Annotated in this window: 20 protein-coding genes, 1 tRNA gene and 1 pseudogene; 11 read left to right on the top strand and 11 right to left on the bottom strand. The window is 72.6% G+C overall.

Going from position 1 to position 19,832, the window contains the following annotated elements; all coding sequences use genetic code 11:
• The first annotated feature begins 67 nt into the window (after window positions 1-67).
• On the top strand, window positions 68-664 hold the full coding sequence (locus ATL51_RS15440; RefSeq protein ID WP_100878997.1) for a hypothetical protein: 597 nt from the start codon (window positions 68-70) through the stop codon (window positions 662-664).
• Window positions 661-1,530, top strand: a complete 870-nt coding sequence (locus ATL51_RS15445) for a mycofactocin-coupled SDR family oxidoreductase (RefSeq protein WP_100878998.1) — start codon at window positions 661-663, stop codon at window positions 1,528-1,530. Before ATL51_RS15440 ends, ATL51_RS15445 begins: the two co-directional genes overlap by 4 nt.
• A 28-nt stretch (window positions 1,531-1,558) precedes the next feature.
• On the opposite strand, the gene ATL51_RS15450 is transcribed toward ATL51_RS15445, so the two are convergent.
• The 4 genes from ATL51_RS15450 to ATL51_RS15465 form a co-directional block, all read right to left on the bottom strand.
• Complete coding sequence (locus ATL51_RS15450; RefSeq protein ID WP_100878999.1) at window positions 1,559-2,572, bottom strand: extracellular catalytic domain type 1 short-chain-length polyhydroxyalkanoate depolymerase; 1,014 nt, start codon at window positions 2,570-2,572, stop codon at window positions 1,559-1,561.
• A 103-nt stretch (window positions 2,573-2,675) separates the two neighbouring features.
• Window positions 2,676-2,975: a GNAT family N-acetyltransferase gene (locus tag ATL51_RS15455; RefSeq protein WP_208622996.1), complete on the bottom strand. Its 300-nt coding sequence runs from the start codon at window positions 2,973-2,975 to the stop codon at window positions 2,676-2,678.
• Between the two features lie 218 nt (window positions 2,976-3,193).
• Window positions 3,194-4,264 carry a sensor histidine kinase gene (locus ATL51_RS15460; RefSeq protein WP_100879000.1) on the bottom strand — a complete coding sequence of 357 codons (1,071 nt, stop codon included), beginning with the start codon at window positions 4,262-4,264 and terminating at the stop codon, window positions 3,194-3,196.
• Window positions 4,258-4,953, bottom strand: a complete 696-nt coding sequence (locus ATL51_RS15465) for a response regulator transcription factor (protein WP_208622997.1) — start codon at window positions 4,951-4,953, stop codon at window positions 4,258-4,260. Before ATL51_RS15465 ends, ATL51_RS15460 begins: the two co-directional genes overlap by 7 nt.
• Before the next feature lie 166 nt (window positions 4,954-5,119).
• Here ATL51_RS15465 and ATL51_RS15470 point away from each other — a divergent pair, with 166 nt between their 5' ends.
• The 5 genes from ATL51_RS15470 to ATL51_RS15490 all read left to right on the top strand — a co-directional run bounded on the left by ATL51_RS15470 (window position 5,120) and on the right by ATL51_RS15490 (window position 8,953).
• A complete protein-coding gene (locus ATL51_RS15470) occupies window positions 5,120-6,403 on the top strand; it encodes a molybdopterin-dependent oxidoreductase (protein ID WP_100879002.1) in 1,284 nt (427 codons plus the stop codon).
• A complete protein-coding gene (locus tag ATL51_RS15475; RefSeq protein ID WP_100879003.1) occupies window positions 6,403-6,870 on the top strand; it encodes a hypothetical protein in 468 nt (155 codons plus the stop codon). Before ATL51_RS15470 ends, ATL51_RS15475 begins: the two co-directional genes overlap by 1 nt.
• A complete protein-coding gene (locus ATL51_RS15480; RefSeq protein WP_100880735.1) occupies window positions 6,870-7,583 on the top strand; it encodes a class I SAM-dependent methyltransferase in 714 nt (237 codons plus the stop codon). The genes ATL51_RS15475 and ATL51_RS15480 overlap by 1 nt, the downstream gene beginning before the upstream one ends.
• Window positions 7,567-8,268 carry a GAF and ANTAR domain-containing protein gene (locus tag ATL51_RS15485; RefSeq protein WP_100879004.1) on the top strand — a complete coding sequence of 234 codons (702 nt, stop codon included), beginning with the start codon at window positions 7,567-7,569 and terminating at the stop codon, window positions 8,266-8,268. Before ATL51_RS15480 ends, ATL51_RS15485 begins: the two co-directional genes overlap by 17 nt.
• A 301-nt stretch (window positions 8,269-8,569) precedes the next feature.
• A complete protein-coding gene (locus ATL51_RS15490) occupies window positions 8,570-8,953 on the top strand; it encodes a hypothetical protein (protein ID WP_100879005.1) in 384 nt (127 codons plus the stop codon).
• Between the two features lie 103 nt (window positions 8,954-9,056).
• Here ATL51_RS15490 and ATL51_RS15495 read toward each other — a convergent pair whose 3' ends face one another.
• The 3 genes from ATL51_RS15495 to ATL51_RS15505 all read right to left on the bottom strand — a co-directional run bounded on the left by ATL51_RS15495 (window position 9,057) and on the right by ATL51_RS15505 (window position 12,749).
• Window positions 9,057-10,040, bottom strand: a complete 984-nt coding sequence (locus ATL51_RS15495; RefSeq protein WP_301549040.1) for a ferritin-like domain-containing protein — start codon at window positions 10,038-10,040, stop codon at window positions 9,057-9,059.
• Between the two features lie 346 nt (window positions 10,041-10,386).
• Window positions 10,387-10,629, bottom strand: a complete 243-nt coding sequence (locus ATL51_RS15500; RefSeq protein ID WP_157818377.1) for a DUF4190 domain-containing protein — start codon at window positions 10,627-10,629, stop codon at window positions 10,387-10,389.
• 938 nt (window positions 10,630-11,567) lie between these two features.
• Window positions 11,568-12,749 carry a citrate/2-methylcitrate synthase gene (locus tag ATL51_RS15505; RefSeq protein ID WP_100879007.1) on the bottom strand — a complete coding sequence of 394 codons (1,182 nt, stop codon included), beginning with the start codon at window positions 12,747-12,749 and terminating at the stop codon, window positions 11,568-11,570.
• Window positions 12,750-12,938: 189 nt separating this feature from the next.
• Between ATL51_RS15505 and ATL51_RS15510 the strand changes: the two genes are divergently transcribed.
• The 4 genes and pseudogenes from ATL51_RS15510 to ATL51_RS29420 all read left to right on the top strand — a co-directional run bounded on the left by ATL51_RS15510 (window position 12,939) and on the right by ATL51_RS29420 (window position 15,891).
• Window positions 12,939-14,006, top strand: coding sequence for an isocitrate/isopropylmalate dehydrogenase family protein (locus tag ATL51_RS15510; RefSeq protein ID WP_301549041.1), 1,068 nt, complete (start codon window positions 12,939-12,941; stop codon window positions 14,004-14,006).
• Window positions 14,003-14,473 (top strand): cupin domain-containing protein, encoded by a 471-nt coding sequence (locus ATL51_RS15515; protein ID WP_100879009.1) that lies wholly within the window; start codon window positions 14,003-14,005, stop codon window positions 14,471-14,473. The genes ATL51_RS15510 and ATL51_RS15515 overlap by 4 nt, the downstream gene beginning before the upstream one ends.
• 148 nt (window positions 14,474-14,621) lie before the next feature.
• Window positions 14,622-14,996, top strand: a pseudogene (locus ATL51_RS29895) (SLC13 family permease); the annotation flags it as partial.
• Between the two features lie 19 nt (window positions 14,997-15,015).
• The gene (locus tag ATL51_RS29420) at window positions 15,016-15,891 is read left to right on the top strand and encodes a citrate:proton symporter (RefSeq protein ID WP_301549254.1); all 876 of its coding nucleotides are present in this window, start codon (window positions 15,016-15,018) and stop codon (window positions 15,889-15,891) included.
• A gap of 756 nt (window positions 15,892-16,647) precedes the next feature.
• Here ATL51_RS29420 and ATL51_RS15525 read toward each other — a convergent pair.
• The 4 genes from ATL51_RS15525 to ATL51_RS15540 all read right to left on the bottom strand — a co-directional run bounded on the left by ATL51_RS15525 (window position 16,648) and on the right by ATL51_RS15540 (window position 19,753).
• Window positions 16,648-16,724, bottom strand: a tRNA-Thr gene (locus tag ATL51_RS15525).
• A gap of 56 nt (window positions 16,725-16,780) precedes the next feature.
• Window positions 16,781-17,287, bottom strand: coding sequence for a 2'-5' RNA ligase family protein (locus ATL51_RS15530; RefSeq protein WP_100879010.1), 507 nt, complete (start codon window positions 17,285-17,287; stop codon window positions 16,781-16,783).
• Complete coding sequence (locus ATL51_RS15535) at window positions 17,280-18,431, bottom strand: DNA polymerase III subunit delta' (RefSeq protein ID WP_073576015.1); 1,152 nt, start codon at window positions 18,429-18,431, stop codon at window positions 17,280-17,282. The genes ATL51_RS15530 and ATL51_RS15535 overlap by 8 nt, the downstream gene beginning before the upstream one ends.
• The gene (locus ATL51_RS15540; RefSeq protein ID WP_100879011.1) at window positions 18,428-19,753 is read right to left on the bottom strand and encodes an MFS transporter; all 1,326 of its coding nucleotides are present in this window, start codon (window positions 19,751-19,753) and stop codon (window positions 18,428-18,430) included. The genes ATL51_RS15535 and ATL51_RS15540 overlap by 4 nt, the downstream gene beginning before the upstream one ends.
• Between the last annotated feature and the right edge of the window lie 79 nt (window positions 19,754-19,832).

Raw genomic sequence — 19,832 nt, forward strand, 5'->3', positions numbered from 1 at the left:
GTCATGGACGCACCCGGCCGCCCCCGGCGAGGCTCCGTCCCGTCCCACCACCGACGGAGGAGTACCCATGAGCCGCTACGAACAGGAGTTCGTGACGATGTTCGCCGGGCTGGAGAAGCAGCTCGAGAGCATCGACAACCCGCGCCACCGCGCGATCCTCAAGAACTACCGGCGGCACGGACTGCTGGAGGTCGCCGGGCGCTACCACGAGCTCCTCGCCCCGGACATGACCGTCGAGCACCCGCAGTACCGACTGCACGAAGGCGGCCAGTCGATCGTCCTCGACGGCATGGAGCAGGTCCTCGGGTTCTACGAGTCGCTGGTGGCCGCGAACGCGCTCGTCATGTGGGTGGCCGACCAGGACATCGCGGTCAACGACCACGGCTTCTCCGGCGAGGTCGTCTTCAACGCGTTCGTCCCCGCGCCGATGCTCGGCGAGAGCGCCTTCTCCGACATCCGGGCCGGCGACCCGGGCGAGATGTACCTGCTGCGCCGCACCCTCGCCTTCGTCTGGCCCTACGACGAGCGCTCCCGGCTCATCGGCGAGCACGTCTACGAGGACGGGGCGTCCCGCGAGATCATCGAGCCGGACCCGGTCGACGTCATCACCGCCGCCCGTGCCGCCGAGCTGCTCGCGCCCGAGATCGACCGGGTCCTGCCGTGAGCGCAGCATCCGGCGGCCGTCTGGCCGGGAAGGTCGCGCTGATCACCGGCGGAGCGCGCGGGCAGGGACGGTCGCACGCCGTCCGCCTCGCCGAGGAGGGCGCCGACATCGTCCTCGTCGACCACTGCGCCCCGGTCGCCACGGCGCCGTACCCGACCGCCGAGCCGGCGGACCTCGAACAGACGGTGAAGCTCGTCGAGGAGCTCGACCGGCGGGTCCTGGCGGTCCGCGCCGACGTCCGCGACCTGTCCGCGCTGCAGGCTGCGGTGACCGACACCGTCGCCGAGCTCGGCCGCCTCGACATCGTCGTGGCCAACGCCGGCATCGCGAGCTATGCGCCCGCGCTGGAGATGGCCGAGGACGCCTGGCAGGAGATGATCGACATCAACCTCACCGGGGCGTGGAAGACCGTCCGCGCCGCCGCGCCCGCGATCGTCGACGGCGGCCGCGGCGGGGCGGTCGTGCTCACCAGCTCCGTCGCCGGGCTGATGGGGTTCCCGAACCTCGCCCACTACTGCGCGGCCAAGCACGGCCTGGTGGGCCTGATGAAGGTGCTCGCGGTCGAGCTCGCCCCGCACAGCATCCGGGTCAACACCGTGCACCCCACCCACGTCGACACCGACATGATCCAGAACCCGGCGATCCACAGCCTGTTCACCGGGGGCGCGCCCGGCGCCGACCGGGCCATGGCCGCCCAGGCCATGAAGACGATGCACGCACTGCCGATCCCGTTCGTGGACCCGGTCGACATCAGCAACGCCGTCGTGTGGCTCGCCTCCGAGGAGGCCCGTTACGTGACCGGGGTGGCGCTGCCCGTCGACGGTGGGATCACCGCACCGTTCACGATCCCGCACGACACCGGCTGAGGCACCGGGGCCACGGGCGGCACCGCCGTCACTCCCTGGGCCTCGCCGAGGCGAACTCCCACATGATGGCCGACAGGTCGGGCCCGGCCCGGTCGGCGAACAGGCCGTCGGCCCGGGGCCCCGACCAGGAGTGCCCCATCCCCTCCACCAGGTAGGAGTCGACGGCCGCCCGGCCGCGGTCGCGGTCGCGGTAGCTGGTGCGGGTCCAGGCGTGGCCACCGGGCGGCTCGACGCGTGCGACCGAGTCGGGGGCGGCGCCTGCGTCGGGCCGCCCGGTGGCGATGAGCCCACCGAGGGCCCGCCACTGCGCCACCAGGCGCTCGGCCATGAACGGGCGCACCACCTCGTCCTGATCGCCCTGCACCACGAGCAACGGGACCTGCCGGGCCCGCGGGCCCATCTCGGCCGGCGCGAGACGGGCCGTGTCGACCGGCGTCAGCGCAGGGTCCTCCGCGAACCGGTGGAACCGGTACTCCCCGCCCGCCACCGACGTCACGGTCGCGACCAGGTCGGGGTAGGTGACACCCAGGATCACCGCTGTACCCGCACCCGATGACGCCCCGGCCACGTGCACCCGGGCCGGGTCCGCCCCGTAGGTGGCCACGACCTGGCGGATCGCACCGGCCAGCAGCTCGGGCTCACCCCGGCCCCGCTGCTGGTGCTCGGGCGACAACGAGTTCCAGCACAGCTGCACGTTCCGCAGGATCGACTGGGTCGGGTAGACGACGATGAACCCCTCGGCGTCGGCCAGGTCGTCGAACCGGGTCATGGCCCGCATCGAGTTCAGCCCGGACCCGGTCATGCCGCAGCCGTGCACGGCGACGACGACCGGCATCGGCCGGTCCGCCCGCCAGGACGGCGGCAGGTGGACCTGGTAGGCGACCCGGCCCTCGGAGCTCGAGTAGCTGCCGGGCCGGTCCTGACCGCCCGCCGGCTCCCGGGCCTCGGCGACCGCGGCCGGGATCAGGAGGGCGAGCAGCGCCAGCGCGGCCGCCCCCGCGATCCAGGCGGAAGGACGGTGACTGGTTCGACGGTCACCCATACCGGCATCTCCTCGTTCCCGGCGGACGACCACAGTGCACTCCGTGCCGTCGCGGCCGGGTCAACCGCAGGGGACGCGCGCCGCGGGGACCCCTTCGATGCGGTCAGTCCGTGACCCGGCTGCTGGAGCGGTACTCCAGGTGGGAGTACTGGGGGTGGCGGGCCAGCCAACCGGAGACGAAGGGGCACACCGCGAGTACCCGCAGGCCCTCGGCCTGCACCGCCTCGATCGCGCCGCGGGCCAGCACGGAGCCCACCCCGCGGCCCTCGAACGCCGGGTCGACCTCGGTGTGGAGGAAGGCGACGAGCTCAGCGGTGCGGGTGTAGGTGGCGAACCCTGCGAGCGTCTCGCCCTCGTGGGCCTCGAACCGGTTCGCGGCCCGATGGTCGGACACGGTGATCATCAGGTGTGCTCCAGGGTGTTCGGGTACGCGCGGCCCGCCGGTCGCGTCGGCCGTGGGGACGAGGCTAGGACGCGTACGGGCCAACCCGGATCGGCCGCGCAATCGGTCGCGGACCTCGACGCCGTCCGGCGGGACCGCCGGTCAGGATGCGGCCCCGTCGGGCCGGAGGGCCCGGACGAGCAGGGGTGCACCCGGACCGGCCGGCCAACAATCGAAGGTCAGCAGCGACGGGATCTCGGGTCGCCCGCGTGAGCCGGGGCCTGCGGTCGCGCACCGGTCGCGTCGGGCGGCGACAGCCGGATCTCCGCCCGGCACCCGGGCCCGTGGTTGGCGATCGAGAGGCTGCCGCCCTGGGCGTGCACGAGGCCACGGGCGACCGCGAGGCCCAGTCCCGCTCCGGCCCGATCGGTGGGCGTGCGGGCGCCGGTCCCGCGGAACCCGACCTCGAAGATGCGGGGGAGCTCGGCGTCGGGGATGCCGCCGCAGCCGTCCTCGACACGGATCCACACCGTACCCTCCGCCGCACCTGCGGTGAGCAGGACGGAGCCGCCGGCCGGGGTGTGCCGGACGGCGTTGCCGAGCAGGTTGCCCAGGACCCGGAGCAGGTCGGTCTCGCTGCCCAGGGCGTGCGGCCAGTCCCCGGGCCGGTCGGCATCCACAGTGACCCCGGCGGCCCGCGCGACCTCCGCCCCGGCGGCGACGGCCTCGGAGGCCACCTCGGCCAGGGACACGCGTTGCAGGTTGAGCTGCAGGGTTCCGGAGGTGGCCCGCGAGAGCTGGAACAGGTCGTCGACCATGCCCGACATCCGCAGGGTCTCGTGGCGGATCCGGCTGACGTACTCACGGACCTCGGCCGGGTCGCTGACCACCTGGTCGAGCACGGCGTCGGTCATCGCGCGGACCCCGGCCAGCGGCGAGCGGAGGTCGTGGCTCATCCCGGCCACCAGGTCCCGGCGGGACTGCTCGGCCTGTCGCTCGGCGGCGCGCGCCTCGTGCTGCCACAACGCCTCGCGGGCCAGGGTGCGGCCCAGCAGCAGAGCGGCGGGCACGGTCACGACCGCGGCGACCAGACAGGCGACGAGGGTCCCCAGCAGCTGGGGCGTGTACATGAACCCGGACACGACGAGGACGCCGGAGAACGCGGCGACCAGGGGCAGGATCACCAGCGCCGCCGTCGCCGCGGACAGGGAACGGCGCCGGAGCCGCTGCAGCAGCGCCACACCGAGCCCGGTCACCGCCAGCGTGATGAGGACGGCGGGCAGCGCGGCCAGCAGGACCTCGCTCAGCACGGTGACGCCGTCCGGTCGTAGCGATAGCCGACGCCCCAGACCGTGGCGATCCGGCGGGGACGGGTCGGGTCGCGTTCGACCTTCTCCCGGAGCCGTCGCACGTGGACGGTGACCGTGGACTGGTCACCGAACTCCCATCCCCAGACACCGGCCAGCAGCTCGGGCCGGGTGAAGGCCCGGCCCGGATGCAGCAGCAGGTACTCGAGCAGGTCGTACTCGCGACCGGTCAGGCTCAACGGTGCACCGGCGAGGACGGCCCGGCGGGCGCCGCGGTCCAGGTGCAGGTCGCCGTCGACGAGGATGCCGGAGCCCACCGCCGGGGCGGCCCTGCGGAGCACGGAGGCGACCCGCAGGGTCAGCTCGCGCGGGCTGAACGGCTTGGTGACGTAGTCGTCGGCGCCGAGCTCGAGCCCGCGGACGCGGTCGTGCTCCTCGCCGAGCGCGGTGAGCAGCACGACCGGGAGGTCCGGCCGCTGCGCCTTCAGCTCCCGGCAGACCGACAGGCCGTGCCGGCCGGGCAGCATGAGGTCGAGGACGACCACATCGGGCGCCCGCTCCAGCGCCGTCCGCAGACCGGTCACACCGTCCGCGGCCTCGAGCACCTCGTGCCCACCGTCGCCGAGGTAGCGCCGGACGACCTCCCGGACGTTCTCGTCGTCCTCCACGAGCAGGACCCGCGCGGCAGCCACCGCGGTGACCCTAGGCCGTCGCGCGGTGATCCCGGGGGATCCGTCACCGATCGGTAAGAACTGCCCGGCGGCCAGTTGTTAGGGGTTTCTTACGGACCCCGGCGAAGCCCCCACCCCCGGGCATCCGCTCCCTACGTTCGGCTCCGTCCACGACGAAGGAGCCGGTATGACCGAGACGGGCACCGCCCCACCGCCCCGAGGGGCCCGTCCACCGGGTCCCCGCTTCCGCAGCCCCATCCGGGGTCCGTGGCTCACCGCCGTCCTCGGTGTGGTGCTGCTGGTGGGGCTTCCGGTCGTCGCGGTGACCGGGCTGCTCGACTACGTCGCCTACGGCCCCGGCCAGCAGATTCCGGGCGACGTCGGGCTGCTGCGCCCACCCGGCATCGTGTTCCCGTCGGACCCGCCGTGGCTGTTCCGGCTCACCCAGGGCGTCCATGTCGGACTCGGACTCGTCCTGATCCCGGTCGTGCTGGCGAAGCTGTGGTCGGTCCTGCCGGCCCTGTTCGTGTTCCCGCCGGTCCGCAGCGTCGCCCACCTGCTGGAGCGGCTGTCGCTGCTGCTGCTGGTGGGGAGCATCCTGTTCGAGAGCGTCACCGGTATTCTCAACATCCAGTACGACTACGTGTTCGGCTTCAGCTTCTACACCGCGCACTACCTGGGTGCCTGGGTGTTCATGGCGGCCTTCGCCGTCCACGTGGTCCTGAAGCTCCCCGCGGCGGTCCGCGCCCTGCGGTCCCGGTCGCTGCGGGCCGAGCTGCGCACACCGCTGTCCCGGACACGTCCGGAGGAGACCGGCGGCGATCTCGTCGCGGAACGCCCGGCCGAACCGACCATGAGCAGGCGGGGCGCCCTGGCCGTGGTGGGCGGCGGCTCACTGCTGATCGCCGCGCTCACGGTCGGGCAGACCGTGGAGCCGCTGCGTCCGCTCGCGTTCCTGCTGCCGCGGGGACGGGTGCCGGACGGCCCTCCCGGCAACGACTTCCCGATCAACCGGACCGCGGCCGCGGCGGGGATCGACCGGTCCGCCGTCGACCCGGAGGTCTGGCGTCTGGAGCTCGCCGGCGGCCCGGCACCGGTCGTCCTCGACCGGGCCCGGCTCCTCGACGGCGGTGCGGAGCTGCCGCTGCACACCGCGACCCTGCCGCTGGCGTGCGTGGAGGGCTGGTCGGCCGTGCGCACGTGGACCGGGGTGCGGCTGCGGGACCTGGCCGCGCTGGCGGGCGTCCCCACCCCGGCGTCGGCGGTGGTGACCTCCTTCGACCCGGGCGGGTTCGGCCGGGCGGCGGTGCCGGGGGCCCGGGTGCTCCACCCCGACAGCCTGCTGGCCCTACGGGTGGACGGCCACGACCTGTCGCTCGACCACGGCTTCCCCGCTCGGATCATCACCCCCTCCACCCCCGGCGTGCACTGCACGAAGTGGGTCCGCTCCATCGAGTTCCGGAGGGTCTGATGACGCGTTTCACGACCGTCTACGGTGCCGGGCCGGGCCACCTGCTCCTGCTCGTCGCGGGCTTCGCGGTGGCCGGCTACGCAGCGCTGCTGCTGCTCGACGACCCCTCCGCGCTCCGCATCCTCGTCTGGTTCGTCGGGGTGGCCCTCGTGCACGACGTCGTCCTGTTCCCGCTCTACTCCGCTGTGGACCGCGCGCTGACCACCGTCTCCGGACGGCTGCGCCGCCACGGACGGATCCCGATCGTCAACCACGTCCGGCTGCCGCTCCTGGCGTCCGGGCTCACGCTGCTCGTCTTCCTCCCCGGCATCATCCGCCAGGGCGAGGAGACCCATCTGGCCGCGACCGGCTTCGACCAGCAGCCCTACGCCACGGCCTGGCTCCTGCTGGTCGCCGTGTTCGCCGGCACGTCCGCCCTGGTCTACGTCCTCCGCTCGGCACACGCGGCGCTGACCGGGGACCGGTGATGCGCCCCGCACCGCGGGCCACCCTCGTCGACGACCTGCTGAGCGGGGAGGCCCTCGAGATCCGCCACCCCACCGGGTCGGTACAGCTGCTCGATCCGGCGCGCTGGCGGGCCGGCCCCGACCCCACGGACATCGACGTGGTGCGGCGGTGCACCGGACCGACCCTGGACCTCGGGTGCGGACCGGGCCGACTCGTACGGGCGCTGCGCGACCACGGCGTCGTGGCCTGGGGGGTCGACAGCTCAGCCGTCGCCGTGGAGCTGTGCCGGAGCCGGGGGGCGCCGGTCCTGCACCGGGACGTGTTCGCCACGCTCCCCCGGGAGGGTCGCTGGCGTCACGTCCTGCTCCTCGACGGCAACGTCGGCGTCGGTGGGGATCCCGTCCGGCTGCTGGCGCGCGCGGCCGCACTCACGGCGCCCGGGGGCACCCTGCTGGTCGAGACCGACCACGACCCCGGCCTCTGCTGGACCGGAGCCCTCCCGATCGCGGACGGCGACGGCGTGTCGTCCACGATGTGGGCCCGTGTCGGCGCCCGTGCCCTCGAGGACATCGCGGCACGTCTGGGGCTCGCCGTCGTCGACCGGCGGTCCGCTCGGCCGGGCCGCGGTGACATCGTGGAACTGCGCGGAGGCGCCCGGAGCACGCGTCCGGCGGGAAAGGGGAACCGGATGACCGGGAGCTTTCGAACACCGTGCGATGGAGAACTCAGCTGAGGTCGGCGCGGCGGTACTCAGGCTCGTCGAGGCTGGGAGCGGCGACCCGGCGGCGGTACTGACCGGCCTCGTCGGATCGGTCGAGCGCCTCGCCGGGCTCACCGCCGGCGCGGCCCTGCTGTCGGACGGGGCGGTCGGCGGGGTCGTGGCGGCCGGGCCCGCGGGTCCGCGCGCGGCGTTGGCCGCAGGGTTCGGCCAGGGGCCCGGTGGGGAGAGCGCCCGGACCGGTCGTCCCGTGCACTGTCCGGACCTCGGCCGCGAGCGTTCCCGGTGGCTCGTGTTCGCCGCGCGGGCGCTCGCCGCCGGGGTCGACGCCGCCTGGGCGTTCCCGCTGAGGCACGGGCCGGACACCGTCGGCGCGCTGCTCGTGCTGGGGACCGCGGACGCCGGGCCCGACCCGCAGGTGCTGGGCCTGTTCGCCGAGGCGGCCGCGGTCGCGCTCCTCCGCTCCGCGGCATCGGACCGCACCGCGACGGAGCTGGACCAGCTCCGGACGGCGCTGGCGAGCCGCGTGGTCGTCGAGCAGGCGAAGGGGATGCTCGCGGCGCACGCCGGTGTCGACGTGGGTACGGCGTTCGAACTGCTGCGCGGTCATGCGCGCCGGAACGGACGCCCGCTCGGCGAGGTGGCGACGGCGCTGATCCGTGGCGACACCGACCCCGCGATTATTCTCAGACGCCACTGACCGCCATTTCCACACGACACCGCGCTTGTTCGCAACGGCGCTCGATTCGGTTTTCACTCGATCGTGTATCGCCACTCCGATGCACAATGCAACATAACACCGATTCCACACGGATTACTGAAACCGCTGCTCAAAGCCCTGCTGGAGTCGACTGTCCATGGTCTCAACCCCGTCCGTTCACCACTGACACGCGATTCTCGTCACCACTCCGGCGAATGCCGAGAGGGGATGAACCGATAACGTCGACATCAGCACCCCGGCGCTCCCCCGGGTGTGCATCACCGAATGAAGGAGAATAAACATGCGCAAGTCCATGCGTACCGTCATCGCGTCCGCGATGGCCGTTCCGATGACCCTCGGCGTGGCCGGGATGGCCTTCGCCGACGAGGGCGACTCCACCCGCGAGCAGACCCAGTCCACCGAGGGCACCGTCTCGGGCGAGCAAGGCGCCTCCACCGAGCAGGACAACTCCAGCTTCGCCCCGGTCACACAGCTCAACCCGGCGTTCAACGTCTCCGACGTCCTCGGCCTGAGCGACTTCGCCAACGAGGACTCCGAGGGCGGCGACGGCCAGTCCGTCGTCCAGGACAACTCGATCGACTCGACGACCGAGCAGGGGTCCTCGGCCTCTACCGAGCAGGCGCAGAAGAGCGTGCTCGACCAGGCCGCGGGCCTCGGGGGCTGACCGGACCACCGGACACGAAGAACGGGGCCGGGCCACCTGCGGGAGTGGCCCGGCCCCGTTCGTCGTGCGTCAGGCCGGTGTCCGCCGACGGCGGAGCGCAGGGTCAGCCGTTGGCGTCGCTGGTGTCGACGTCACCGTTCACGCCCTGCGGGAAGAACCCACCGCGGGTCACCGCGCGGGGGTCGAGGTAGACGATGTTCAGGACCTGGCCGGGCGTACGGGAGAAGGCGATCGAGTTCTCGTCGGCCGGGACGATGTTCGCGTTCCCCGACCGGTCGACGATGCCCTGGTCGAGGTCGGAGGGGCCGTCGAGCGAGTCGCGAGCGTCGGAGATCTTGCCGACGGTGTCGGCGGCGCCGCTCTGCAGCAGCAGCGTCCGCACGAGGCCGGCGTGGTAGGCCTCGACCGCGAGGATCCCGGCCGCGGCCTCCAGGAAGGTCTTGTTCGACACGAGCGGCGCCGCACCCTTGTAGGCGGTCACGCCGACGTCCTCGAAGATGAAGGCGCCCAGCAGGAAGCTGGTCTCGTCCTTGAACGGGTCGAACGTCTCGTTCTTGCCCACGACCCCGGCCGCCTGCGCCGCGGCGGTGAACGCCTCCTGCAGGTCGATCTCGGGCCGGGCGACCTTCGCGTCGCCGAGCGCCGCGCGCAGGAAGTCGACGTGGGCCCGCTCGTCCTGGGCGATCTCCTCGGCGTACTGGCGGCCGAGCTTGGTCTCGAACGAGACCTTGTAGCCCCCGGTGACGCCGCCCAGGTCGCCCTTCCCGTCGATCTGGGAGTCCTTCAGACCGTTGCCCGTGACGGCGCGCAGGTAGAACTCGGCCTCCAGGTACTCGAGGTTGAGGGCGAAGTTCAGTACGGCGGCGTCGGAGACGCCGCCGTCCTCGCTGTCGCTCCCGCCCAGGCCGAGGCCGCCGAGCAGGCCGCCCTCGCTCGCCGAGGCGATACCGCTGCCGAGGACGCCGAGGCCGGCCACCCCCGCTCCGGTCAGACCCGCCGCGCGCAGGAACCGCCGGCGGTCCATCGCGTTGTCGGTGCTGCGCTCGATGGAGTCGTTCAGGAACTTCTTGCTGAATCCGTGGAACACGAGAACTCCTCGTGTCGGCCCGAGAGGACGGCCGGGTCCGGGGCCGTGCCTCCGAGATCGGGCTCGGAACGGGCGCCACACCGGCGCACCTGAACCGTCAACGACACACCACCCACGCCAGTTACCACCCCATCGAGTGATGGGTCGCGGACCGTCGGGAGCACGAGGCGGGCTCGCACGACGATCACCGTGGGTCCGGCCGCGTGAGCCGGCCCGGAACGGGCAGACGCCGGCGTGGTCCCGCTCGGGCCCGCCGCAGCGAGGACCGGTCGTCGGACACGATGTCGGCGCTTCGTGGACGTCGGCGAACAGGGCGGACACCGATCCGCGGGCGTGTGCGTGCGGCTCAGCCGAGCATGGTGAAGAACGCGAACACGTCGACGACGCCGAGCACGATCGCGGTGATGGCGTTGCCCCGGCCCGGCTGCCCGGGCTCGAGCCGGTTCGCGGCAAGCAACCCGAGCACGAATGCCATCGGGCCGAGGACGACGCCGAACAGGAACAGCCCGATCAGGCCGCAGGCCGCGCCGGCCGTGGCGAGGCTGCCCGCTGACCTCGCCTTCGGCTCGGCCTGCACCTGGACTGCCACGCCTGGAACTGCTGCCACGCCTGCCAGCCCGGCGGGGACGGCTGGGGCTGCCCCGGGTGGAACGGGGGCTGCGGCGGAAACGACGGCTGCTGCGTGGTCACAGTGTGCTCCAGAGGTTCATGGCCGAGTGCGATATCCGGCATGTCGCAACCCGCCTTGGTCCGGTTAGCGCAGCAGTGGACAGGTCATCGGTTGTGAGGAGACGCCCCGGCCAGGCGTCGCCCGCTCGGGGATCGCCTGAGCCACAGGCCCGGGGACCGGTGTCGTGGGACACCTCGGCGGGGGCGCGCCACCTGGAGCCTGCTGCTTCCCCGGCGGGTTCGACCTTCTCCGGACAGCAGCCGCTCGCCCGGACGACGAGGATCGTGGAGGTACGGCCGTCAGAGCGTCGACTCGGTGGATCCTCGGAGTCACACACGAAGTCTGCGACGGTCAGCTGCGGAGCAGGGATGGACCAACCGGCGATGTCTGATTTCGTCGCGTTCAGCCAGGAGGACCGTCGCGCATCCTGAGTCACTGGCTGGTGTGGAGCCGCCTGGGGAGTCGAACCCCAGACCTATGCATTACGAGTTCTTCCGTCGTGGAAACACCCGTGCGCAGGCCGTCCATTCATGCACGTCATGCAGAACACGGTGCCCATCCAGCACCATCGGTGGACACCCTTGGAGGCCTTGAAGGAGGCCACGACATCATTCGGTGCCCAGTCCCAGTTCAGGGCATCAGGCGCCGACATGACGCTGTGACGGTCGGCTCCCTACCCGCCGTCCTCGGTCACGGCAGCGCTGCTCGCTCCGCACGTCCGCGGGGTCAGGTCGGCAGTTGCCGGCCGACGATCTCCCGCATCAGCAGCGCAGCGACCGTGCTAACCATCGCGGTCACCACGACGAACGCGGCCGGGACGATCGGCTGACAGACCCTGCGCGGTGCGGGCGCCCTGGTCAGGTACGACCATCGCGTTCCTCCAGCGCGTGGGCGAGCCACCCGGCCGACCGTCCGAGGTGGAACAGGACCTCCCCCGCACCGTGGACCAACCCGTGCACGTGACAGAGAGCGCCGAGGGCGAACTCGACGTTGGGGGACTCACCGCTGCGGCGGGCCACGAGTTCGAGGACGTCGCACACGACGCGGCGCCGCACCGGATCGGCCGTGTCGTCGGCGAGCAGCTCGTCGAGCAGGTGGCCGGCGCGTGGATCGGCCCCTTCGTAGCGGGCCTGACCGAAGCCGGGCAGCACACCACCGAGCGCGAGCCTGCCGGCGAGCACGTCTGCGACCCGCTCCGGACCGGCGATCTCCTCCAGCAGGCTGTGCACACCGGTCGACGAGCCACCGTGGCGTAGCCCGCTCGCCACACCCATGCCGGTCAGCACGACCGAGTACGGGTCGGCCGCGACCGACGCGGCCAGCCGGGCGGCACGGGTGGACGGCGCCAGCCCGTGGTCCGCCACCAGGACGAGCGCGCGGTCGAGCAGACCGACGGCCCGCGGACGGGATCTCCCGGGAGCGAGCCGGGACCACAGCTGGGCGGCGATCGGAGCGTCCGCCGACGGCAGGGTCACACCGGGCGCCACCGGCAGGCACCGGGCGAGCCCGGCGAGCAACGAGCGCGCCACCGAGATGACACCGGCCGTCGACAGGTCGAACCGCAGCGGGTCGGCTGCGGAGAGCCCGCTCACCGTGAGCTTGAGCCGGTCCAACGGGAGGTGCCCGGGCGGTAGCGCGAACCCGGCGACGTCGTCCGGCACCGACGCGATCTGACGCCACGGAGCGGGCGCGGCGTCGACCCCGGTCCACAACCACTCGGCGACCTGCTCGAACCCGACCTCGCCGGCCAGGTCGACGGCGTCGCGGCCGCGGTAGAGCAGGCGGCCGTCGACGATCGAGGTGAGCTCGGTGCGCTCACGCGGGGCACCACGGCCGGGCTGCTGAGCCCGGTCGCCGCGGACCATCGCCTCGATGTCGGAGCGCCGAAACCAGCTCTGCCTACTGCCCGGACGCTGGTTCCGGGCCAGCTGACCGCGACTGACATAGGCGTACACCGTACGCCGCTGGACCCCGAGCAGGTCCGCGACCTCGTCGACGGTCAGCAGCTCCGCGTCCGTCCCGTCCCGCGCCTCGGTCATGCCGTCATCACAGCAGCCCTCCCGTCGATCCGTACCGGCGGACGGTAGAGCCCGTCACGCATGACGTCAACGTTGATGCATGCACGTTGACAACAGTTGATTCGCTCTGCACAGTCGTCACCGTCGCGGACGATGTCCACGGGATCGCCGCGACCCGACGGACGACGCCCCCGTGGCGAGGAGGTCGCAGTGCACACCGGCGGATACGACATCGGGGTGGTCCCGGGCGACGGCATCGGGCCCGAGCTCGTGGGGAGCGCACAGGAGGTACTCACCGCCGCCGCGGGCGACGGCGTCGAGGTGCGGTTCCACGTCGAGGACGCGGGGGCCGACACCTACCGCCGCACCGGGACCGCGTGCAGCGACGAGACGTTCGACCGGTTGCGCTCCTACGACGGAATCCTCAAGGGACCGGTCGGGCTGCCCGGCGTCCGCAGGCCGGACGGGACCGAGGGTGGTCTGCTCGGCGGCCTGCTGCGCGGAGGCCTCGACACCTATGTCAACGAGCGCCCCATCAGCCTCCTGCCCGGCGTCGACGGTCCGCTGCGCGGCGAGCGCCGGATCGACCATGTGATCGTCCGGGAGAACACCGAGGGCCTGTACCTGGCCCGCGGCCTCGGCGTCGGCAACGAGCGGGCGGTGGTCGACCAGCTGCTGATGACCCGGGAGGGGGTCGAGCGGGTCGTGCGCTACGCCTTCGAGCTCGCCCGCCGCAGGCCCGGCGCGCCCGCCGACGGCGTACACCGCGTGACCTGCGTGGACAAGGCGAACGTGCTGCGCAGCTTCGCCTTCTTCCGACGAATCTTCGACGAGATCGCCGAGGAGTACCCGGATGTCCAGACCGATCACCGCTACGCGGACGCCGCCGGTCACGACCTGGTGGTCGACCCGGAGCACTTCGACGTGCTCGTGATGGAGAACTTCCTCGGCGACATCCTGTCCGACGTCGCCGCCGCGACCGTCGGCGGTCTGGGGATGTGCCCGGGTGGCAACATCGGCGACGCGCACGCCTACTTCGAGCCGATCCACGGCAGCGCCCCGGCCATCGCGGGCCGCGACCTGGCCAACCCGGTCTCGCAGATCCTCGCGGCCGCTATGCTCGCCGACCACCTCGGCGAGCGCCCGGTCGGCGACCGGATCCGGGCCGCGGTCCGGACCGGTTTCGCCCGCGGTGACATCGTCATCCTGCCCAGCGGCTCACCGAAGGACGGCACCGACGCCGTGACCCGCGCCGTCATCGGGGCGCTGGAATCGTGACCGGTTCCCCTCCCGACAGGACCGGCGACCAGCCCGGGCGCGACGACGCCCCCTTCTGCGGCACGTTCCCTCCGTCGGTCCTGCGTCCCGCCGAGCTGGTGGCCTTCCCTCGCGGCGGCGGCGTCAGGACCATCCCCCTGGTCACCACGGCCCGCGGTGCCGCGGTCTTCCTCAACGGCCAGACCCTGTTCCAGGGCGGCGCGGGGATCCCCCTGCACACCCACAACTGTCCCGAGAGCGTCGTCATCCTCGAGGGCGACGCCATCGTCGAGATCGACGGTCGGGAGTACGAGGTCACCACCTTCGACACGTCCTACGTCGACTCCGGCGTCCCGCACCGCTTCCGCAACGCCTCCGACACCGCGCCCCTGCGCATCCTGTGGACCTACGCCTCGGTCGAGGCCAGCCGCACCATCGTCGAGACCGGTGTGACCACCCGCGTCGACGCCGAGCACGCCCAGCGCTGACCACCCTGCACACAGATCCCTTCCCACCCCAGACCGGGGCGGCCACCGACCGTGGCCGCCCCGGCACCGAGCCGTGCCCGCATGCCGCCGGGACCGGTCCCGACACGAGACCGTGGAGAGAGCAACGATGCTTGCCGCACTCGGCTTCATGACACTGGGCACCTTCATGGTGCTCGTGATGCGCAAGTACACGACCGCGTTCGTCGCCATCATCGCCGCACCGGTGCTGTACGCGATCATCGCCGGCCGCGGCGCCGACCTGGGCGACATGGCCGTCGAGGGCATCGAGACCGTCGCCCCGACCGGCGTACTGCTGCTGTTCGCCGTCCTCTACTTCGGCGTGATGATGGACGCCAAGCTGTTCGAGCCCGTATCCCGCGGCATCATCAGACTGTCCAAGGGAGACCCCGTCCGCATCTGCGTCGGGACCGCGGTGCTGTCGCTCCTGGTCGCGCTCGACGGTGACGGCACCACCAGCTACATGATCATCTGCTCGGCGTTCCTGCCGATCTACCGGCGACTCGGCATGAACCCCGCTCGTCATCGCCGCCATCGCCACGATGAGCCTGGGCGCGATCTCCGGCTCCACCCCGTGGGGTGGAGCCGCCACCCGTGCCATCTCCGTGCTCGGGCTCGACGCGACCGAGTATCTCGTCCCACTGCTGCCGGCACTGGGCCTGACGTCGCTGGCCATCGTCGCGATGGCTTACCTGCTCGGCCGCGGCCAGCGCAAGCGGGTCAGCGAGACGGTCGTTGCCGACCTCGCCGAGGAGATCCGCGAGCAGCGCGCCGGCGGCGAGATGCGACAGTGGAGGTTCTGGTTCAACGCCGGCCTGACCGTCCTGCTCCTGGTCCTGCTCGTCTCCGGCGCCGCGCCCCTGGTCACGCTGTTCATGGGCGGCTTCGTGATCGCCCTTGTGGTCAACCACCCCGACCTCGCCGACCAGGGCGAGGTCGTGAAGCGGCACGCCGCCTCAGCGGTGCCGGTGGTCATGCTGGTGCTCGCCGCCGGCATCTTCACCGGCATCCTCTCGGGCACCGGGATGGTCGAGGCCATGGCGCAGGCCGCCCTGTCGGTCGTGCCGGAGGGCATGGGCAACCTGATCCCGCTGTTCACCGCGTTGATCGGGCTCCCGCTGAGCTTCTTCATGTCCAACGACGCCTACTTCTTCGGCGTACTGCCCGTACTCGCCGAGTCCGCCGCCCAGCACGGCATCAGCGGCTACGAGATCGCCCGGGCCGGCGTCGCGGGCCAGATGCTGCACTCCATCGGACCGGCCTCAGCGCCGCTGTGGGTGCTGCTCGGCCTCCTCGGCAAGGACCTCGGCGAATTCCAGCGCTTCGCCCTCCTCCGGGTCACCGTCGTGTCGCTGGCGATGATCGGCTTCGTGGTCGCCACGGGAGCCATCTCCCTGTGACCGACCCGCTGTGCTCGCGATCCCTGCGCGCCTGGTCCCCCGGCGGCCCGATGCTGACCTGGGTCGACCTCACGCGCAGCTCGGACCCGTCGCGCCCCGATCGAGGGGCTCGCGGACGATCGGCTGATTCCCGATCCCGTACGGATGGGCGGGACGCGCGCGGCCACGGCGCCTACTGGCTCGACCCTGAGCAGCAGAAGGAGGTGCGAAGCGCACTCGCCTGGCCCGTGTGCTGGAGTCGGCGCCCGCGCAACCGGCGATGCTGGGCAGACACATGGGGCGGGCCCCGTTGCCGAGCCGCGTCGGAGGGTCAGGGCGACGGGGCCGGAGACGCGCAACGAGAGGGAGGCGACGCGGCGGTCGCGGTCGACCAGGACCGGGCGGTCGTGGTGCTGCGTCGTCAGCTCATCCGGCGCACCGGGGTCCTTCGGACGCGCTTCGACTTCGGCAGCTGAGGACGCCTACCTCGAACACCATCAGGAACTCGCGACGCGTCCGCCCCTGGCCGATGGCCAGTGGCCCGGGGCGTCGCCGAGCCGGCACGGGGCGACTACGGCGTCCTCGGACGGCATCCACGACAACCGGAGACAGACAAGTTCCGAAGCCACTCCACGAGCATCCGACCGACCAGCGAGCTACGCACACGTAGGGAGGCCACGAAGAAGGACCCTGAGCGGCACAAATACCGTGCAAGGAGGCCACGGCACTGCCCAACAGAGCGGAAGACATCCAGGACAAGCTTCTGACCAGGTGGAATGGAGCCGCCTTGGGGAGTCGAACCCCAGACCTACGCATTACGAGTGCGTCGCTCTAACCGACTGAGCTAAGGCGGCGTGGTGCGAGGCAAGTGTAGCGACCGCGCTCCCGCCCCCTCACAAGCCCCCACCGGTCATCCGGAGAAGGGGAAACGCGGCCCCGGCTCCCACGGCCCGCCGTCGTAGCGCCAGAGCGCGAGGCCGGGGACGCCGGCGTCCCACGGGGCGAACCCGGCGGCCAGGTCGTCGTGCAGCGCCCGGGCCGCGGCCGGGGTGACCTTGTTCTGGACGGTCACGTGCAGGTCGGCCTTCCCGGCGTCCTGCCGGGTGAGGCGCGGCCGCCACCGCTCGGCGACGCCGCGGCGCAGCGCGATCAGCTCGGGGCAGTCGAGGGTGAACGCGACCCCGCGGCCGAGGAGCCGCAGGCCGGTGACGAGGGCGGTCATCGGGGCGCGGTCGGTCGCGGCGGTCAGGTCGGCGGCGAGCTCGGCGGCGGCGGCGCCGGGCAGGGCGTGGAACAGGGTCAGGTGCGCGGCGAGGTGGTTGCGCCCGGCCGGGAAGTGCCGTTCGCGCAGGTCGTCGAACCGGGCCTGCGTGGCGTCGTCGAGCAGGGCCGTGAGGATCAGCGGCCGGTCATCCACGGTGCAGGGCCGTCATCATGGCCTCGACGGCGATCCGCGGCTTCACGTTCTGCTCCAGCGCGTCGCGGCAGGCGAGCACCGCCTCCAGGCGACGCAGGCTCGACTCCGGGCCCCACTCGGCGGCGGCCACCCGGATCTCGCGGTCGCGGTCCGGGTTGGTCAGCGGCACCGTCGCACCGGTCGCGGCGACGATCGCGTCCCGGTAGAAGCCGGCGAGGTCGACCAGTGCGCGGTCGAGCGCGTCCCGCTGGGTACGGGTGGCCCGGCTCTTCTGCCGCTTCTCCAGGTCCCGCTCGGCCGCCTTCGCCGAGCGCGCCGCCGACGCGGCGCCCTTGCCCGTGCCGCCGGCGCCCATCGCGACGGCCAGCTCCTCGCGCTCGGACTCGTCGCGGGAGGACCGCAGCTCGTCGGCCTCGGCCTCGGCCGCGCGGATCAGCACGTCGGCGTGGAAGAACGCGTCGCCGAGGCGGCGGAGCTTCGTGGGCACGCCGAGGATCTCCTCGCGCCGGGCGCGGGCCTGCGGGTCGCGGGCGAGGCGCCGTGCGCGGCCGACGTGGCCGCCGCACACCGACGCCGCCCACTGCGCCTGGTCCGGGTCGATGCCGTCGCGGTCGCGCAGCACCCCGGCGACGGCCTCGGGCGCCGGACTGCGCAGGTGCACCATCCGGCAGCGCGACCGGATCGTGACGGGCACGTCGTCGGGGTGGTCCGACGGCGCGCACAGCAGGAACACCGTCTCGGGCGCCGGCTCCTCGACCGCCTTGAGCAGCGCGTTCGACGCGCCCTCGGTGAGCCGGTCGGCGTCGGCGATGATCACGATCTGCCAGGTCCCGGTGGCGGGCTTCCGGGCGGCGAGCTGGACGAGCGAGCGCATCTCGGCGACCGAGATGGACAGCCCCTCGGGGACGATCTCGCGGACGTCGGAGTGGGTGCCCGCCATGACGGTCCGGCAGGCCGCGCACTCACCGCAGCCGTGGTAGCGGCACTGCAGCGCGGCCGCGAAGGCGCGTGCGGCGTTCGACCGGCCGGAGCCGGGCGGACCGGTGAACAGCCAGGCGTGGGTCATCGCCGTCGGGTCCGACGCCGCCCCGTCCAGCTCGGCGACGGCGGCGGGCTGGCCCACCACGTCGTCCCACACGCTCACGACGCCCCCTCCTCCGTCATCTGCCGGCGTGCGACGACGCCGACCACCGCCGCCAGGATGCCGCCTCCGGCGAGGACGAACCGCGTGCCGTCGACCAGCAGCGCGGTGTCGCCCACGGTCACCGTCCGCGTCGCCACGACGCCGACGACGATCGGCACCACCGACATCGCCCCCAGCAGCACCAGCCGCACCAGGGACTGGACGAACGCGTTGACCCGACCACGGATCCCGTCGGCGACCTCGGTGCCGATGACCGTGAGCCCGGTCAGGAACGCGACCCCGGCGAACGCACCTACGCACAGCACCGCGGCGATCGCCATGAACAGGTGCACCGCCATCGCCACGACGACCAACGACCCCCCGGCCCCGATGATCGCGCTGCCGAACAGCCGCCGGTGCGGCACCCGCCGGGCCAGCACCGGACCGACGGCCATGCCCGCGGCGAGACCGGCGAACACCGACGCGAACAGGATCGAGTACGCCGCATCCCCGCCGCCGAGGCTCGACGCGTAGAGCTTGGCCGTCGCGATCACGGCGCCGCCCGCGGTGAACGCGCCGACGATCCCGACGACCAGCCCGCGCACGAGGGGGGTGCGGACGACGAAGGTGTAGCCGTCGCGCAGCAGGAACAGCATCGACGGCGGGGCGTGCCGCCGCTCGGCCTCGGTGGCCCGGCCGGAGATCTCCGGGATCGCGAAGTACACGACCAGCGCCGAGACCAGGAACGCGAACCCGTTGACGCACAGCGCCGCGTAGACGGTGGTCGCCTGGTCCGCGCCGAACAGCGGGCCGACCTTGCTGACCAGCGCGAAGAGCCCCGCACCCCCGACGACGGCGACGCCGTAGGTCACCAGCAGGCTCAGCTGCGCCGCACTCTCCATCTGGGCCGGGCTCCGCAGCAGGTTCGGGACCGCTGCGTCCTTCGCCGGGATCCAGAACATGGTGCACAGCTCGAGGAGCAGGGTCACGACCAGCAGCCACCACAGCTGCCCGACGAACGGGATCGACAGCAGCAGCACGAACTTCGTGAGGTCACAGGTCACCATGACCTTGCGCCGGTCGAAGCGGTCGGCGAGCACCCCGGCGAGCGGCCCGAACAGCAGCGACGGCACCAGTTTGGTCGCGACGACGCCGCCGAGCGCGAAGCTCTGCGCGGTGAACCCGGCGCCCGCGGTGAGGTGGGTGGCCAGCGAGGTGAGCGCCAGCAGCGCCAGCCACTCGCCGGTCGCGGTCACCGCGGTGACCGACCAGAGCCTGCGGAAGGCGGGGATCGCGAGGACCGACGTCAGGCGGTGCGACGACGTCGACGACGGGGTCGTGATCGCGGTTCACCTCCTCCTCGCCCGGCGCGGCGTGCGGATCTTCAGGCTAGACCGGGGCACCGACAGCCGACGTGCTGCC

This window comes from Pseudonocardia alni (assembly GCF_002813375.1).
Lineage (GTDB): Bacteria > Actinomycetota > Actinomycetes > Mycobacteriales > Pseudonocardiaceae > Pseudonocardia > Pseudonocardia alni.

What these genes read in the sequence shown, in the direction of transcription:
- ATL51_RS15450 (WP_100878999.1), bottom strand. Translation starts at nt 2,572, where the DNA reads ATGGGTGACCGTCGAACCAGTCACCGTCCTTCCGCCTGGATCGCGGGG.
- ATL51_RS15490 (WP_100879005.1), top strand. Translation starts at nt 8,570, where the DNA reads ATGCGCAAGTCCATGCGTACCGTCATCGCGTCCGCGATGGCCGTTCCG.
- ATL51_RS15470 (WP_100879002.1), top strand. Translation starts at nt 5,120, where the DNA reads ATGACCGAGACGGGCACCGCCCCACCGCCCCGAGGGGCCCGTCCACCG.
- ATL51_RS15475 (WP_100879003.1), top strand. Translation starts at nt 6,403, where the DNA reads ATGACGCGTTTCACGACCGTCTACGGTGCCGGGCCGGGCCACCTGCTC.
- ATL51_RS15505 (WP_100879007.1), bottom strand. Translation starts at nt 12,749, where the DNA reads ATGACCGAGGCGCGGGACGGGACGGACGCGGAGCTGCTGACCGTCGAC.
- ATL51_RS15440 (WP_100878997.1), top strand. Translation starts at nt 68, where the DNA reads ATGAGCCGCTACGAACAGGAGTTCGTGACGATGTTCGCCGGGCTGGAG.
- ATL51_RS15485 (WP_100879004.1), top strand. Translation starts at nt 7,567, where the DNA reads ATGGAGAACTCAGCTGAGGTCGGCGCGGCGGTACTCAGGCTCGTCGAG.
- ATL51_RS15455 (WP_208622996.1), bottom strand. Translation starts at nt 2,975, where the DNA reads ATGATCACCGTGTCCGACCATCGGGCCGCGAACCGGTTCGAGGCCCAC.
- ATL51_RS15480 (WP_100880735.1), top strand. Translation starts at nt 6,870, where the DNA reads ATGCGCCCCGCACCGCGGGCCACCCTCGTCGACGACCTGCTGAGCGGG.